Annotated in this window: 16 protein-coding genes; 5 read left to right on the forward strand and 11 right to left on the reverse strand. The window is 31.8% G+C overall.

The genetic code is table 11. The features are described 5' to 3' along the window. Positions 1 to 140 precede the first annotated feature (140 nt). Positions 141 to 1487, reverse strand: coding sequence for a microtubule-binding protein (locus Q4512_RS08185; RefSeq protein WP_303423793.1), 1347 nt, complete (start codon positions 1485 to 1487; stop codon positions 141 to 143). Positions 1488 to 1659: 172 nt separating this feature from the next. Between Q4512_RS08185 and Q4512_RS08190 the strand changes: the two genes are divergently transcribed. The 3 genes from Q4512_RS08190 (at position 1660) to Q4512_RS08200 (ending at position 2978) form a co-directional block, all read left to right on the forward strand. Further along, entirely contained in the window at positions 1660 to 2445 is a 786-nt protein-coding gene (locus Q4512_RS08190) for an MBL fold metallo-hydrolase (protein ID WP_303423794.1), read from the forward strand. Between the two features lie 80 nt (positions 2446 to 2525). Further along, a complete protein-coding gene (locus Q4512_RS08195; protein ID WP_303423795.1) occupies positions 2526 to 2774 on the forward strand; it encodes a hypothetical protein in 249 nt (82 codons plus the stop codon). Continuing rightward, positions 2775 to 2978 (forward strand): hypothetical protein, encoded by a 204-nt coding sequence (locus tag Q4512_RS08200; RefSeq protein WP_303423796.1) that lies wholly within the window; start codon positions 2775 to 2777, stop codon positions 2976 to 2978. 55 nt (positions 2979 to 3033) lie between these two features. Here Q4512_RS08200 and ettA read toward each other — a convergent pair whose 3' ends face one another. The 6 genes from ettA to Q4512_RS08230 form a co-directional block, all read right to left on the reverse strand. Then, on the reverse strand, positions 3034 to 4725 hold the full coding sequence (gene ettA, locus Q4512_RS08205) for an energy-dependent translational throttle protein EttA (RefSeq protein WP_303423797.1): 1692 nt from the start codon (positions 4723 to 4725) through the stop codon (positions 3034 to 3036). Positions 4726 to 4796: 71 nt separating this feature from the next. Then, positions 4797 to 4979 carry a CAL67264 family membrane protein gene (locus Q4512_RS08210; protein ID WP_303423798.1) on the reverse strand — a complete coding sequence of 61 codons (183 nt, stop codon included), beginning with the start codon at positions 4977 to 4979 and terminating at the stop codon, positions 4797 to 4799. A gap of 77 nt (positions 4980 to 5056) precedes the next feature. Then, positions 5057 to 5779 carry a pirin family protein gene (locus Q4512_RS08215; RefSeq protein ID WP_303423799.1) on the reverse strand — a complete coding sequence of 241 codons (723 nt, stop codon included), beginning with the start codon at positions 5777 to 5779 and terminating at the stop codon, positions 5057 to 5059. A gap of 16 nt (positions 5780 to 5795) precedes the next feature. Next, the gene (locus Q4512_RS08220) at positions 5796 to 6233 is read right to left on the reverse strand and encodes a MarR family winged helix-turn-helix transcriptional regulator (protein WP_303423800.1); all 438 of its coding nucleotides are present in this window, start codon (positions 6231 to 6233) and stop codon (positions 5796 to 5798) included. Between the two features lie 2 nt (positions 6234 to 6235). Then, on the reverse strand, positions 6236 to 6766 hold the full coding sequence (locus Q4512_RS08225) for an NADPH-dependent FMN reductase (protein WP_303423801.1): 531 nt from the start codon (positions 6764 to 6766) through the stop codon (positions 6236 to 6238). Positions 6767 to 6856: 90 nt separating this feature from the next. Next, positions 6857 to 7213, reverse strand: a complete 357-nt coding sequence (locus Q4512_RS08230) for a DoxX family protein (RefSeq protein WP_303423802.1) — start codon at positions 7211 to 7213, stop codon at positions 6857 to 6859. Between the two features lie 145 nt (positions 7214 to 7358). Between Q4512_RS08230 and Q4512_RS08235 the strand changes: the two genes are divergently transcribed. Continuing rightward, positions 7359 to 8987 (forward strand): acyl-CoA carboxylase subunit beta, encoded by a 1629-nt coding sequence (locus Q4512_RS08235; protein ID WP_303423803.1) that lies wholly within the window; start codon positions 7359 to 7361, stop codon positions 8985 to 8987. 53 nt (positions 8988 to 9040) lie between these two features. On the opposite strand, the gene Q4512_RS08240 is transcribed toward Q4512_RS08235, so the two are convergent. The 4 genes from Q4512_RS08240 to Q4512_RS08255 all read right to left on the reverse strand — a co-directional run bounded on the left by Q4512_RS08240 (position 9041) and on the right by Q4512_RS08255 (position 14410). Then, complete coding sequence (locus tag Q4512_RS08240; protein ID WP_303423804.1) at positions 9041 to 11239, reverse strand: von Willebrand factor type A domain-containing protein; 2199 nt, start codon at positions 11237 to 11239, stop codon at positions 9041 to 9043. Positions 11240 to 11334: 95 nt separating this feature from the next. Further along, positions 11335 to 12408, reverse strand: a complete 1074-nt coding sequence (locus Q4512_RS08245; RefSeq protein WP_303423805.1) for an AMP-binding protein — start codon at positions 12406 to 12408, stop codon at positions 11335 to 11337. Continuing rightward, the gene (locus Q4512_RS08250; protein ID WP_303423806.1) at positions 12408 to 13373 is read right to left on the reverse strand and encodes a CPBP family intramembrane glutamic endopeptidase; all 966 of its coding nucleotides are present in this window, start codon (positions 13371 to 13373) and stop codon (positions 12408 to 12410) included. The genes Q4512_RS08245 and Q4512_RS08250 overlap by 1 nt, the downstream gene beginning before the upstream one ends. 2 nt (positions 13374 to 13375) lie before the next feature. Next, entirely contained in the window at positions 13376 to 14410 is a 1035-nt protein-coding gene (locus tag Q4512_RS08255; protein ID WP_303423807.1) for an o-succinylbenzoate synthase, read from the reverse strand. Between the two features lie 81 nt (positions 14411 to 14491). Between Q4512_RS08255 and Q4512_RS08260 the strand changes: the two genes are divergently transcribed. Continuing rightward, positions 14492 to 15409, forward strand: a complete 918-nt coding sequence (locus Q4512_RS08260) for a sterol desaturase family protein (RefSeq protein WP_303423808.1) — start codon at positions 14492 to 14494, stop codon at positions 15407 to 15409. The last annotated feature ends 4 nt before the right edge of the window (positions 15410 to 15413 follow it).

Consider the following 15413-nt stretch of genomic DNA (forward strand, 5'->3'; position numbering starts at 1 on the left):
ACGGTTTGTTTGAGCTCCTCGCAGAGAGCGAGTAGTGAAAGCCTGACCTAATTTTGCCATGAAAAGCAAAATTAGGTAACGCTATTCTTATCTTCACGATACTATTTATTCTTTTTTAATAAATCACTAGAAGTAACCTATTAAGACAGCATATCGTCGTCGTTAGTTTCTGGTTTTGGAGCATCTGCTGGTTCATCACCTCCACCATTTGAAGGTGCATTAGGATCTGCAGCATAATAATCTTCAAAAATTTCTTTCATATCGATTCCGTAGCGTTCTGCAAAATTCTTTTGAATGGATTTATCTTTCTCACGAATTTCATTTAAAGCCTCTGCATAACTACCGTAAACGCCTTGCATTACTTTTTCGTGTACCGGAATATTATCCATCATTTCTTGACGTGCTTTAGCAGAAGCAGTATGCATAGATGCTAATGTTTCACCAATATGCTCATCTGTTTTTACTCCTAAATGTTCTAAAATTGCAGCAAATTCTTGGTCTGTTCTCGCCTTTAAAGCCACTACATAACCATCGTAGTATTTAAGACGTTCGTCGGTATCACTTTTTAATTTTGCACGATGCGTTTGTAAATTACTACGTAAAGAAGTTAATACTTTAATAGTTAAATTATGTTTGTGTACAAAACTATCTTTAGAAGCTGCAAGTGTTGTGTAAGCGTTTTTAAGCCCTTCTAACTCTTCTACTTTTTGCTCTAAAGTGGTTACCTTAGATAGTGCATCGGAGTATTCTGTAGATTGTTTATCTGCTACTTCTTCTAGTGCTTGACGTGCTTGTTTTAATAAAGCGTATTGTTCTTCGAGTTTATCTTCTACTTCTTTCTTTTTTTGTAATGCCTTTGTATGGTTGTTAGAAGCTTCTACAATAGCAGTTTTAAGGCTTTCTTCTACTTCTTTAATTTCTACTTCTCGGTCTTTTAAGCGTTTTACAGCTGCTTGACTTTTAAAAGAAAGTTCGTTTAACAAGGTTTGCACATCTGCACTTTCTATACGTTGCTGAAATAATGCTTTTGCTTTATTATCGGCAGCATCACGAGTTTTTTGTGCTTCTTGTAGTTCTAGTTCTGCTTTTTTTATTTTGCTTTTTCTTCCCCAAAGGTTGTTCCAAAACGTATCTGGTTTTGCGTTAGCATCTTCCAGTTCAACTTTTGCACGCTCTAAACGCTTAATAGCATCGTCAATAATTTTTTGTTCTTCGCCATTTAATGCCGAAAAACCTTCGAACATAATACCAACTTCGTCTTGATAATCGGTTAAGTCTTTAATGGCGTCTAATAATGTAGTTCTATCTTTTTCTGCCATATCTACAACATTATCTAATGTTGCATTTAAGATTTTTTGGCGGCTTTCTGGATCGTCTTCTTGTGCCAATTTTGACTTCATTTGGTCAATGGCTTTCCCCCAGTTTACATCTACCTTTTCTGTTTTCTCGTTGGCGTTTGTTTCTAATAAATCAAAATCATCAGACATATTGTATTGCGTGTTTTAAGTTGAACTATATTTGGTTAAGCAATTTCGATAAAAAATATCAGTATCGAAAATGAAATCACTTAAAATATAAGTAGCGAATCATAATATTTTGTTACATTTTTAATTAATTGCTTTTTGATGATTATCTTTAAACTGTAAAAAATTAATACGCATGAAAAACACAATATCCATTTTAATAATTACACTTCTATTTTTTTCTAGCTGTAAAAATAAAAGCAAAGAAAATAATGAGTTAACTACTAATACTGAAATAAAAACGGAAAAAAAAGATATCAAAAAAAGAGAATTAGAAATTACTCCTATAGAACATGCCACTATGGTTTTAACGTATGAAAACACTGTAATTTATACAGACCCTGTTGGTGGTGCCGAAGCTTTTAAAGAACAAAAAAAACCAACCATTGTATTAATTACAGATATTCATGGAGACCATTTAAATGCAGAAACATTAGAAGCTCTAGATTTAAGTAAAGCTACAGTTGTAATGCCAAAAGCTGTTGCGGATAAGTTACCCGAATTAAATTTTTTAGAAAGTGTTATTTTAGATAATGGAAAAACAACAACAGTTAATGGTATTTCTATTGAAGCAATACCTATGTATAATTTACGAGAGGAAGCATTAAAATTTCATAGTAAAGGTAGAGGGAATGGTTATGTAATTACCCTTGGAGAAGAACGTATTTACATTTCTGGTGACACCGAAGATATTCCTGAAATGCGTGCATTAAAAAATATTGATAAAGCTTTTGTTTGTATGAATTTGCCTTATACAATGCCTGTTGAAAGTGCTGCGAGTGCTGTTTTAGATTTTACACCAAAACAAGTTTACCCTTATCACTTTAGAGGAACAGAAGGGTTAAGTGATGTTGCATTGTTTAAAACGATGGTTAACAACAGTAATAAGAATATTGAAGTCGTTCAATTAAATTGGTATTAATATTTTAACAATGAACACTTTAGTTAAAATCTTTTTTATATATTTGAAGAAGATTTTTCCCAAAATCATAATCTAACCCCATGATAATCACCCTTTTTACTATACATTTTCTTGCTTTAATAAGGCAAATGAGTGTGATTACTATTTTAGGAATTTGTGTTGTATTCTTTTCTGTTTTATTAATTCTTGTTTTAAGAAAATCTTACAAACTGAAAGCTGAGAATGAAAAGTTAATGAAAGCTACGGATAATTTGTTAGAAGATGATAATAAAGAATATACGGATTTTACTGAAGGACATATGTATAGCAATACTGCTAAAAAAGAATAAATGCTAACAACTATTTGTACCATTATTTTTGTTGTAACAGTTTTGGTTTTAGGAATCTTCTTAAAAAAAACACTCTATATTCATGAGCATGATGCTTCTATTGAAAAAGAGCTAAAACTGTTTGATGAAAATTTAAAAAAAATAAATGATTTGGATGTAAGTAGTAATTACAAACTAGGATCGAATCATATTTATTCCAAATAAAACATAAAAAAGCCTGCAAATGCAGGCTTTTTTTATGTTTTCAAGAAAATATTTATTATCGTACTAACTTTTTATATTTAATACGTTTTGGCATTAAATCTCCACCAAGACGTTTCTTTTTATTTTCTTCATAATCAGAAAAACTACCTTCAAAGAAATATACTTGAGACTCGCCTTCGAAAGCAAGGATATGCGTACAAATTCTATCTAAAAACCATCTATCGTGACTAATTACTACTGCACAACCAGCGAAGTTCTCTAAACCTTCTTCTAAGGCTCTCAATGTATTTACATCTAAATCATTAGTAGGCTCATCTAAGAGTAATACGTTACCTTCTTCTTTTAATGTCATAGCAAGGTGCAAACGATTACGTTCTCCACCAGAAAGTAATTTTACTTTTTTATTTTGTTCGCCTCCAGAGAAATTGAATCTGCTTAAATAGGCTCTAGAATTCACTTCTTTTCCTCCCATCATTACCAATTCTTGCTCATCACTAAAGTTTTGCCAAATTGTTTTTTCTGGATCAATATTAGAGTGTTTTTGGTCTACGTAGGCAATCTTTGCCGTTTCTCCAACTTTAAACTCTCCTTTATCGGAAGTTTCCTCACCCATTATCATTCGGAAAATAGTTGTTTTACCAGCACCATTAGGACCAATAACACCAACAATTCCTGCTTGTGGCAAATTGAAATTTAAATCTTCATATAGTAATTTATCGTCATAGCCTTTACTTACACCTACAGCTTCGATAACATTGGTACCTAAACGCGGTCCATTTGGAATATATATCTCCAGTTTTTCGTCAAGTTGTTTTTGGTCTTGACTCATTAATTTATCATAATTTTTAAGACGTGCTTTTTGTTTGGTTTGACGCCCTTTTGCTCCTTGACGTACCCAGTCTAACTCACGCTCTAAAGTTTTTTGACGTTTAGAAGCGGTCTTACTTTCTTGGGCCATACGTTTCGATTTTTGGTCTAACCAAGAAGAATAGTTTCCTTTCCATGGAATACCTTCTCCTCTATCTAACTCTAAAATCCAACCAGCAACATTATCTAAAAAGTATCTATCGTGCGTTACTGCAATTACAGTTCCTTTGTATTGTGCCAAATGATGCTCTAACCAGTGTACAGATTCTGCATCTAAATGATTGGTAGGCTCATCTAATAATAATACATCTGGTTCTTGTAAAAGTAAACGACATAAAGCTACACGACGACGCTCACCACCAGAGAGTACACTTATCTTTTTGTCTCCATCTGGCGTACGTAAAGCATCCATTGCGATTTCTAATTTGGTATCTAACTCCCAAGCATTAGCTGCATCAATTTGATCTTGAAGCACTGCTTGACGGTTCATTAACTTTTCCATTTTGTCTGCATCGCTATACACTTCTTCTAATCCAAATTGGTCGTTAATACTATTGTATTCATCAAGAATTGCAACGGTTTCAGCCGCACCTTCTCGCACAATTTCCATAACCGTTTTATCTTCATCTAGCTGTGGTTCTTGTTCTAAATAACCTACAGAATACCCTGGAGAAAAAACAACATCTCCTTGATAATTTTTATCTACTCCAGCAATAATTTTAAGTAAAGTAGATTTACCAGAACCATTAAGACCTAGTATTCCTATTTTTGCTCCATAAAAGAAGCTTAAATAAATATTTTTTAAAACTGGTGTTTGTGCACTTTGGAATGTCTTGGTTAAACCAGACATAGAAAAAATCACTTTTTTATCGTCACTCATTGTTATTATTTAATTATTTTAAAGATACTAAACTCTTCTTTTTAAATTTTAATTTATTCTTTATAGAGTTTTTATACTCTACCTTTTAATGCATTAAAAACCCATGCTATGCAAAAAAAACCAATCCCAACAGTTGCAAAACCCCAACCTGCTACATCATCATAACGATAAGCTCCCATAAGGATTAAAATAACTCCCATTGCCATCATTAAGAAAGTCGCCCAACCTAATACTGTGTTTTTGTTCATTGCCATTTTCTATTTCTATTTTAGTTAGTAAATACAAATATCGCTATTTTGTATAAAAAAAACATCCTAATTGGATGCTTAATTTATATTCTTGGAACTTCAATAAAGAGTATTTCGGAATCCTCTTTAGGTTTTATTTCAAAACGTTCTGTTTCTGAGACTCCAATTGCATCTCTTGCAAGCAAATTTTCTGTGTTTATTTCAATTTCTCCGTGAATATTCATAACATACACCATATGCGCTTTACTCTTTAAGTGGTATGCAAAGTTTTCATCTTTATTAAGTGTTATTCGTGAAATTATAGCATCTTGATGAATTTTTAGACTTCCCTCGAAATCATCATCTATGGAAGATACTAAAACTTGAAGTTTATTTTTTCTTTCATTTTCATCAAAATATTTTTGATCATATCTAGGTGTAACATTTTGTTTATTTGGCATAATCCAGATTTGAAACAAACTTAAATCCTCCTCAACAGAACCATTAATTTCAGAATGTTTTACACCAGTACCTGCTGACATTACTTGTACTTCTCCTGGCAAAACCTCTTGCCATTCTTGATGCATTATATTATCTCTATGTTTAAGGACTCCTTTTAAAGGAATGGTAATAATTTCCATATTATCATGTGGATGCGTACCAAAACCCATTTTTGGAGCAATAACATCATCATTTAAAACACGTAAAGCACCAAAATGTATTTTAGTTTCGTCATAAAAACCAGCAAAACTAAAAGAATGATTTGCTTGCAACCATCCATGATTTGCAAAACCTCTACTTGCTGCCTTATGTAGCACTGCTTTCATTTTAACCTCTTTTTTTTTATCTAATTTTATCTAATAAATCACTTAATTGTATTGCTTCTTCTTCAGATAAGTTTTTAAGTAAATCTTTTCGATTTGCTCTAGAAATATCTTCTAATAAATGCAACCCTTTAGGAGTGATCTTAATATGAACAACTCGTCTATCGCTAGGGCAAGGAATACGTTCGATTAGTTCTTTAGCTGAAAGTTTATCCATTAAACGCGTTGCATTTGGAGACCTTTCGACCATTCGTTCTTTAATGGTTTGTACTTTTAAAGCTTCGCCAGCACCTTTTAATATTCGTAAAATATTGTATTGTTGAGATGATATTTTAAAAGGTTTAAAAAAAGAATTCTGATAACTATTAATCCAATTTGCTGTAAACATAATGTTAAGCATTGCTTTCACTTTATAGCTTGGAAATTTAGAATTAATGTCTTTAGAAATATCTCCCATTATTATACGTTTTCTTTAAACAAGACAACTTTATTTAATAATTCTTCCTGTAAGGTTGGGTTTATAAGCTTACCATCTGAAAAGTTATCATTAAATGAAGGCAATGAAAAATCGGCAATTATATTTCCGCCCATATATGGAAAACGTCCTTTAGCAATTTCTAATACCGTTGCTCCTCCTCTAGCACCTGGAGATGTTGCCATAAGTAACATAGGCTTATCACTCCATAATTTTCCATCAATTCTAGACATCCAATCCAAAATATTTTTAAATACTGTTGCATATGCTCCATTATGTTCTGCAAGAGAAAGTACTACTCCATCTGAAGATTTAATCTTCTCTAATAACACTTTAGCGTTATCTGGCACACCATTTTCTGTTTCATAATCAATTCCGTAGATTGGCAATTCAAAATCATTAAGATCGAGTACTTCTACTTCGCAATTCTCAACTAAATTTGCAGTATATACTGCAAGTTTTTTATTAATTGATTGTTTACTATTACTTCCTGCAAATGCGATAATTTTTTTCATCTCTTTCTATGTATTGGTTTATTTAAGGCACATTTTATTTACTATTAATCCTTTTTAGATAGATCGTTTTTTAAACATGCTTGCTTTAAATTAGTTTTGTATTTTTTTGTTAAAAATATAAGACACAACTAGTAATACCATAGCTACTAAAGCCGTCATTTGTCCGCCATCACTTATCATATAATGTGCAAAAAATGCAAGGATAAATGCAAAGAAGAAACCTGCATAAGCCCATTCTTTTATGGTTTTAAAATTTGGATTCCAAAGCGCAAAAACTCCTAAAAGTTTAGCAACTGCATATGGATAAATAATATAGGTTGGATACCCAAAATTGGTAAACATTAATGCAACATCTTCATGTTTAAAAAAATACATGCTGACTGAAAACAACATGATTAATGTTAATAATCCTGTAGCTACGTAAAAAATAATTTTATCTCTTTTCATAATTTATACTTGTTTTGATGGTGTAAATCTATAAAAAAATATTTTATTTACCTAGGAATATATTTCCATGTAATGTTATTTAACAAAACATTCACTTTTAAACCATCAAGTTGTTTTGTAAATTCGTAGCAAACAAAACTTATTTATGGACATCAACTTCAATAAAAACGAAGATCACAATAAACTTTTAGTTTCCGATTTAACTAAAAGATTAGCAAAAGTTAAACTTGGTGGTGGGCAAAAACGTATAGATAAGCATCATGCGAAAGGAAAAATGACTGCTAGAGAACGTGTAGATTACCTACTAGATCCAAAAGCAAAAGCTATAGAAATTGGTGCATTTGCAGGAGAAGGAATGTATGAAGAACATGGTGGTTGTCCTTCTGGAGGTGTTGTTGTAAAAATAGGATATGTTAAAGGAAAACAGTGTATTGTTGTTGCTAATGATGCTACAGTTAAAGCTGGTGCTTGGTTTCCTATTACTGGAAAAAAGAATTTACGCGCTCAAGAAATTGCCATAGAAAACAAATTACCTATCATTTATTTAGTAGATTCTGCTGGTGTGTATTTACCTATGCAGGATGAGATTTTTCCAGATAAAGAACACTTTGGTCGAATTTTTAGAAATAATGCAGTGATGAGTAGTATGGGAATTACTCAAATTTCTGCTGTTATGGGAAGCTGTGTTGCAGGTGGTGCTTATTTACCAATAATGAGTGATGAAGCTTTAATTGTAGACAAAACAGGAAGTATCTTTCTTGCTGGAAGCTATTTAGTAAAAGCTGCAATTGGTGAAAGTATAGATAATGAAACCCTTGGTGGTGCAACTACACATTGTGAAATTTCTGGTGTTACCGATTATAAAGCAAAAGATGATAAAGATGCTTTAGATACTATTAAACGTTTGATAGATAAGATTGGTGATTATGATAAAGCCGGTTTTAACCGAGCAAAAGCTTTAAAACCTAAAGAAAAACAAGAAGACATTTACGGAATTCTTCCTAAAAGTAGAGCAGACCAATATGACATGTTTGAAATTATAAAGCGATTAGTTGATGATAGTGAATATGACGAATACAAAGCTGGTTATGGCAAAACAATAATTACTGCATATGCCAGAATTGATGGTTGGGCTGTTGGAATTGTTGCCAATCAAAGAAAATTAGTTAAAACCAAAAAAGGCGAAATGCAATTTGGTGGTGTAATTTATAATGATAGCGCAGATAAAGCAACTCGTTTTATTGCAAATTGCAATCAGAAAAAAATCCCATTAGTGTTTTTACAAGATGTTACTGGCTTTATGGTTGGTAGTAAAAGTGAACATGGTGGCATAATAAAAGATGGTGCAAAAATGGTAAACGCAGTTAGTAATAGTGTAGTACCAAAATTCACTATTGTAATTGGAAACTCTTATGGTGCTGGAAATTATGCTATGTGTGGAAAAGCATACGACCCAAGACTAATTGCTGCTTGGCCAAGTGCAGAACTTGCTGTAATGAGTGGAAACTCTGCAGCAAAAGTATTATTACAAATTGAAAAAGCATCTCTATTAAAGAAAGGAGAAGAAATTACACCAGAAAAAGAAGCAGAACTTTTTAATAAAATAAAAGATAGATACGACAATCAAGTCTCTCCATATTATGCAGCGTCACGAATTTGGACAGATGCTGTAATCAATCCGTTAGATACTAGAACATGGATTAGTATGGGAATTGAAGCTGCAAACCACGCCCCTATTGAGAAAAAATTTAATCTGGGTGTTTTACAGGTTTAAAATTAGCATTAATAAAACAAAAGGCATTTGAAAATTTCAAATGCCTTTTGTTTTTACAAACTTTGGTATGTATTAACCAGTCGTATAAATTCGGAACGATAACCAAGCTTATCTTCTCCCCTTCCTGCTTCAGCAAGATCTATAACATCTTTTATATTAGAATTATTATGGTATTGAGAATAACGCATTTGCATTCCAAATAAAGCTACAGCGGATGCAAATTGCATGTCTTGAGAAGCTTCAACAGCGATGTCTTTTTGAATATGTATCATCTCTATACTTTTTTTACTTTCCGGTTTTTTGTATCTAAATTTAACCGTTAATAATTCGTCTTGAAAATTATCAGAAATCTCTTTTTTGGTATACTTTAAATCAGGAACACCCTTTAAGTATTTGCTTTTTGCTCCTACAGGAATCACTTCGTATAAAGCAGTAACGGTATGTCCGCTTCCTAATTCCCCAGCATCTTTTGCATCATCAATAAAATCTTCATCTTCTAATAGTCTATTTTCATAACCAATTAATCTATATGCTTGCACTTTATTAGGATTGAACTCTACTTGAATTTTCACATCTTTCGCAATAGTATAGAGTGTTCCTCCAAATTCTTTTCCAAACACTTTATTAGCTTCTTGCATGGTATCAATAAATGCATGATTTCCGTTTCCTTTATCTGCTAAAGTTTCTAATTTAGAGTCTTTGTAGTTACCATAACCAAAGCCAAGAACAGATAAAAACACACCAGATTTACGTTTTTCTTCAATTAAGATTTGCATGTCTTTATCACTGGATGCGCCAACATTAAAATCGCCATCTGTTGCTAAAATCACTCTATTATTTCCTTTTTCTTTAAGGTTTTTTTCTGCTAATGCATATGCTAATTCAATACCTTCTCCTCCAGCTGTAGAACCTCCAGATTTCAATTTATCTAAAGCAGTTAATATTTTATTTTTATCTTTTCCTGAGGTTGGTTCTAAAGCAATTCCTGTTGCTCCTGCATATACAACTATTGAAACTTTATCTTGCTCACGCAATTGATTCACTAATAATTTAAAAGCCGACTTTAATAATGGTAATTTATTCTGCGAACCCATTGAACCAGAAACATCTATTAAAAACGTGAGGTTACTTGGTGGTAATTCTGCATTATCATATGTCTTAGCTTGTAAACCAATTTTCACTAATTTGGTTTCGCTATTCCAAGGAGTAACTGTTAATTCTGTGTCTATAGAGAACGGATGTTCTCCAGTTGGCTGTGTGTAATTATAATCGAAATAATTCACCATTTCTTCAATTTTAACAGCATCAGCAGGAATATGTTGACCGCTATTTATCATTCTTCTCACATTGCTATAAGATGCTTTATCAACGTCTATAGAAAAAGTTGAAAGTGGTGATGACGTGGTAGTTTCAAAATTATTTTCAATTATTTCCTCATAAACTTCTTGCGTATTATTGGCTATATCTTTTGGTGTATTTTCCAATTCTTTAATTGCTCTTTTAATAGCTTTTGACAGTTTATATTTCCCTGTTTTTGTTTGTACAACAATAACGCCATTCGAACCACGAATACCATACAAAGCTGCTGCATTTGGACCTTTTAATACAGAAATAGATTTTATTTTTTCTTTATTAATTGCTTGAGTATTCAAAATAGAACCATCAATTGGTACACCATCAATTACAAAAAGCGGCTTACTTTCTCTAGTAATTGTAGCGTTTCCTCTTAATATTATTCTAGAGGAACTACCAACGGCATCATTAAACTTTTTCTTTACATGCAAAGGTTTTGAATTGGATAGTCTTTTTACTTTTCGTTTGCCTCTATGCTTCACAGAAACACCACTTACTTTTCCAGATAATGCTGAATTAACAGATGTTGACGTAACTTTAGAAACAGAATAACCTAAAGATTTCGATTCTTTCTTTAATCCTAAAGCGGTCACAACAACTTCGTCAAGTGTATTATCTGGTTTTAACGAAACATTAATTGTATCTGCTTTTCTAACCGTTTTTTCTTCGTTTGAAAAACCTACATAACGAAACAGTAATACGTCTCCTATATGCGCTTTAATAGTGTATTTTCCATCAAAATCGCTAGAAGTTCCAACGGTAGTGCCTTTTATTATTACAGTAGCTCCCGGTAATGGCAAACCATTTACTTCGCTTATTATTCCTGTAATTAATTTTTCTTGTGCATGTAATTGTATTGTTACAAACAACACAAAAACAAATTGTAATACATGTTTCATACATTTTTGGTTTTAAAGTTTAGGTAAAACTATACCTAAGTGCTAGTGTTTAAAACCAGAAATGCGTGAACTGTACGTTTGGGTGAGTAAACCCTTTATTCTAAAGTTTTTAGTGTTTCATGACGAAGAATCTTACCATTATCGCTTTCCATAAATTTTTCTACGGAATAGATTTTCTTAGGAATTTCAAATTTATCTAATCCAGCAAAAACCGATGTATCTACAGTATTGTCTTTACCTTCTACTATTAAAATGATACATTCACCTAAAGTTTCATCCTTTTGTTTACTTATAAAAAAACGATTCTCTATTTTAGATTGTAGCTTTGCTTCTATTTGCTCAGGAAACAGCTTTACTCCTCCAGAATTAATAACGTTATCATATCTACCAAGCCATTCAAAAGTATTTTCTGTATGTAATTTTACAACATCATTTGTTACTATTTTATGATCTAAAAGCGATGGAGCCTCTATTATTAAGCAATTTCTTTCATCTTGAGTAATAATAATATTTGGAAGTGTTTTAAAAACCCCAGCACCCTTCTCTTCGGCTTTACTAAGATTATTTATTTTTTTAACTGCTATATGGGTTATGGTTTCTGTCATACCATAAGTTTCAAAAACGTTTGATTTAGAACTTTGAATTGCTTTTTTTAAACTAGCAGAAACAGCAACTCCACCAACAATTATGTTTTTTATATTATCGCAATATCCTTTGGTTTTTTGAAGCTGTAAAGGAATCATAGCACAAAAATCATAATGCTTATCATAATCAAAAATTGGCTGACTTGTTGGAGCAACTAAATCTAGTTCTAAACCTAAAATCATAGCTCTAATTAGCATCATTTTACCAGCAATATACTCGGTTGGCAAACAATGTAAAGCAACATCTCCTGGTTGTAATTTAAAGAAATCTCCAGTTGCAATAGCAGAGTGTACCATTGCTTGCTTATTTAGTTTTATAGACTTAGGCTTTCCAGTAGAACCGGAAGTATCTACAATAAGATAGTCTTTATTATCTAACCAATCTATTAAAAAATTACCTAGACTTTTTTCATATGCTAAACCTTCTTTAATCAAGCTATAACCTACATCTTTAAGGTCTTCAAAGGTATAGTTATTATTATTCAGTTTAAAACGATTATGTACTTTGGTAAATTCTGGTGTCATTATTCTAATATTTTATAATCTTCTTTTGGTGGCGTAATTACTTTTCCGAAAAGTTTCTCATTCCAATTAGTCCATTTATATTTTTTAGCAAGAATAAAAAGGATAATAGGAAAAACAATAAAAACTGGCATAAATACATCTATAAATCCTGCCGAAGTTGGCTCAGAAATATCTTTAAATAGAGAATCTGTTTGAAAAGCTGTCCAATCTGCAGTTACCAATAAAGCAGTAAATAAATTATTAGCTGCATGAAAACCTAAAGCAAGTTCTATACCATCATCCATAAGCGTCATAACACCTAAAAAGAATCCTGTACCAATATAATATACCATAATTACATAACCTAGTTGCTCTACTTCTGGATTTGCTAAATGCATCAAACCAAAAACAACAGAAGTAAATAGTAATGGAAACCATCTTGTTTTAGTAATAACACCTAATCCTTGCATTAAATAACCTCTAAAAAGGTATTCTTCCATACTAGTTTGTAATGGTATAAACAAGATTGCAATTACCGCAAGTGTTAAAAAAGGCATCAATTCGAAATTCCATACATAGCTTTCTGGCTCCATATAATAATCTAAAAACACAAAGGCAGAAGAAACCGTACCCCAAAGTATAAAAACAAACCAAAACCTATTCCAGTCTATTTTTTTTCTTGCTGTTGTTAATTCTGTAATCGACTGTTTATGAACAACTTTAGAGTTAAAAAACACTCCAATTAAACCAATAGCAAAACTTAATAGCATTAAAAACAAAAATAGGTTACTACCTAAAATTTCGGCCATCCCTGGAATATCTTCAGGGAAATCTCCATTTTTTATTCCTTCAAAACCCAAGGAATAAAAAATACCACCAATTAAAGGAAAAGATCCTAATAATTGCCATACGATACAAATAATGATGAATCCTACTAAATACCTCCACCACTCGTGTAATGATTTAAATGCTTGTTCTATATACATGTTTATAAATTAAATTTCCAATTCTTATTTTGTTGGTATTGCAATGTACCATTTTTTACCTGTAAAGGGCTTTCAAAGTTATTAGTAAACAAAGCTCCAGTTCCCAGCCCTTGTGGTAATGTACTTTTTAAAGTGTAGGTATATTGCGCAATAGCATTTAAACCAACATTACTTTCTAATGCACTTGTAATCCACCAACCAATATTATATTTTTCTGCTAAATCTATCCAATTTTGACTTCCTTTAAATCCGCCAACCAAACTTGGCTTTAAAATAATATATTGTGGCTGTATTGTTTGTAGTAATTCTTCTTTTTTCGTTACATTAAAAACACCAATTAATTCTTCGTCTAAAGCTATTGGTAAAGGGGTTTGATTACAAAGTTTTGCCATTTCTAAAATTTGACCTTGTTTTATTGGTTGTTCTATAGAATGCAAATCTAAATCGGAAAGTATTTTTAATTTTTCTAATGCTTCGGATGGTGAAAAAGCGCCATTTGCATCTACTCGTAATTCAATATCATTTTGCGAATATTCTTTTCGAATAGATTGTAATAACTGAAGCTCTGTTTGAAAATCTATTGCTCCAATCTTCATTTTTATACAACTAAAACCAGCTTCAATTTTATCTTTTATTTGTTGTTTCATAAAAGCTTCGGTTCCCATCCAAATTAATCCGTTAATAGGAATACTATCTTTTTCTTGTGTAAATTCGGAAGGAAAAAGAATAAAAGGGTTTTCATTTTGTAAAGAAATAAAGGCCTGTTCTAATCCAAATTGGATACTTGGAAACGCAATTAATTCTGCAAATAAAATATCTAAACCCAAATGGATATTGGTACAAGTCCATTGTAATTTCTCTTCATAGTCTGGCACATCATCAATACTTAAGCCTCTAAAAACTCCACATTCACCAATACCTTTCTTACCTTTATGTTCTAAAATTAAAAACCAAGTCTCTTTGGTTTTTAAAATCCCACGAGAAGTCCCACTTGCTTGCTTAAAATTTAAAATATGTTTTTTGTAGGCTGCTATCATAATTCGCTCCAAAAATAGACAATAATTTTTGTATTTTGCATACCAAACCACTGCTAGTGATAATAATTTTTTAACAAAAAAATGACAGAGTTTCCCGATATTATTCTTTATGCTATTCCGTTTTTTATAGTTTCTATGCTATTAGAGCTTTATATCACCATAAAAGAAAACATCCAGACTTATGAAACCAAAGATGCTGTTTCGTCTATTGCTATGGGTTTAGGGAATGTTTTTTTAGGCTATTTTAGTAAGGCTTTGGTTTTGATTAGCTTTTTTTATGTGTATGAAAATTTCAGATTATTTACCATCCCTATAGTTTGGTGGAGTTTTATACTTATTTTCTTTGCTGACGATTTTGCGTATTATTGGTTTCATAGGATTTCGCATGAATGCAGAATATTTTGGGCTTCGCATGTGGTGCATCATTCGTCACAACATTATAATTTAAGTACTGCATTAAGACAAACGTGGTCTGGAGGGTTTTACACCTTTATTTTCTGGTTGTGGTTACCAATTTTAGGGTTTCATCCAGGAATGATTATACTACAAATGTCTATTAGTTTATTATACCAATTCTGGATACATACCGAAGCTATTCATAAAATGCCTTCATGGTTTGAAGCTGTTATGAACACACCTTCGCATCACAGAGTACATCATGGAAGTAACCCTTTATATTTAGATAGAAATCATGCTGGCATTCTAATTATTTGGGATAAGCTTTTTGGCACTTTTCAAGCCGAACTAAAAGAAGAAAAGGTTGTTTATGGTTTGGTATCTAATATAAACACCTATAATCCTGTTAAAATTGCTTTTATAGAGTGGATTAACTTATTTAAAGATGCCTTTTCCGGAAAAAAATCATTAAAAAATAGGTTTTTATATTTAATAAAACCTCCGGGTTGGAAACATGATGGTACCGGAAAATTGAGTGGGGATTTAAGAGCTGAATGGATAAAAAAGAGTTTTCAATCACAATCGCAGTTTTCAGAAAAATAAAAAG

This window comes from Oceanihabitans sp. 2_MG-2023 (genome assembly GCF_030547245.1).
Taxonomy (GTDB): Bacteria; Bacteroidota; Bacteroidia; order Flavobacteriales; family Flavobacteriaceae; genus Oceanihabitans.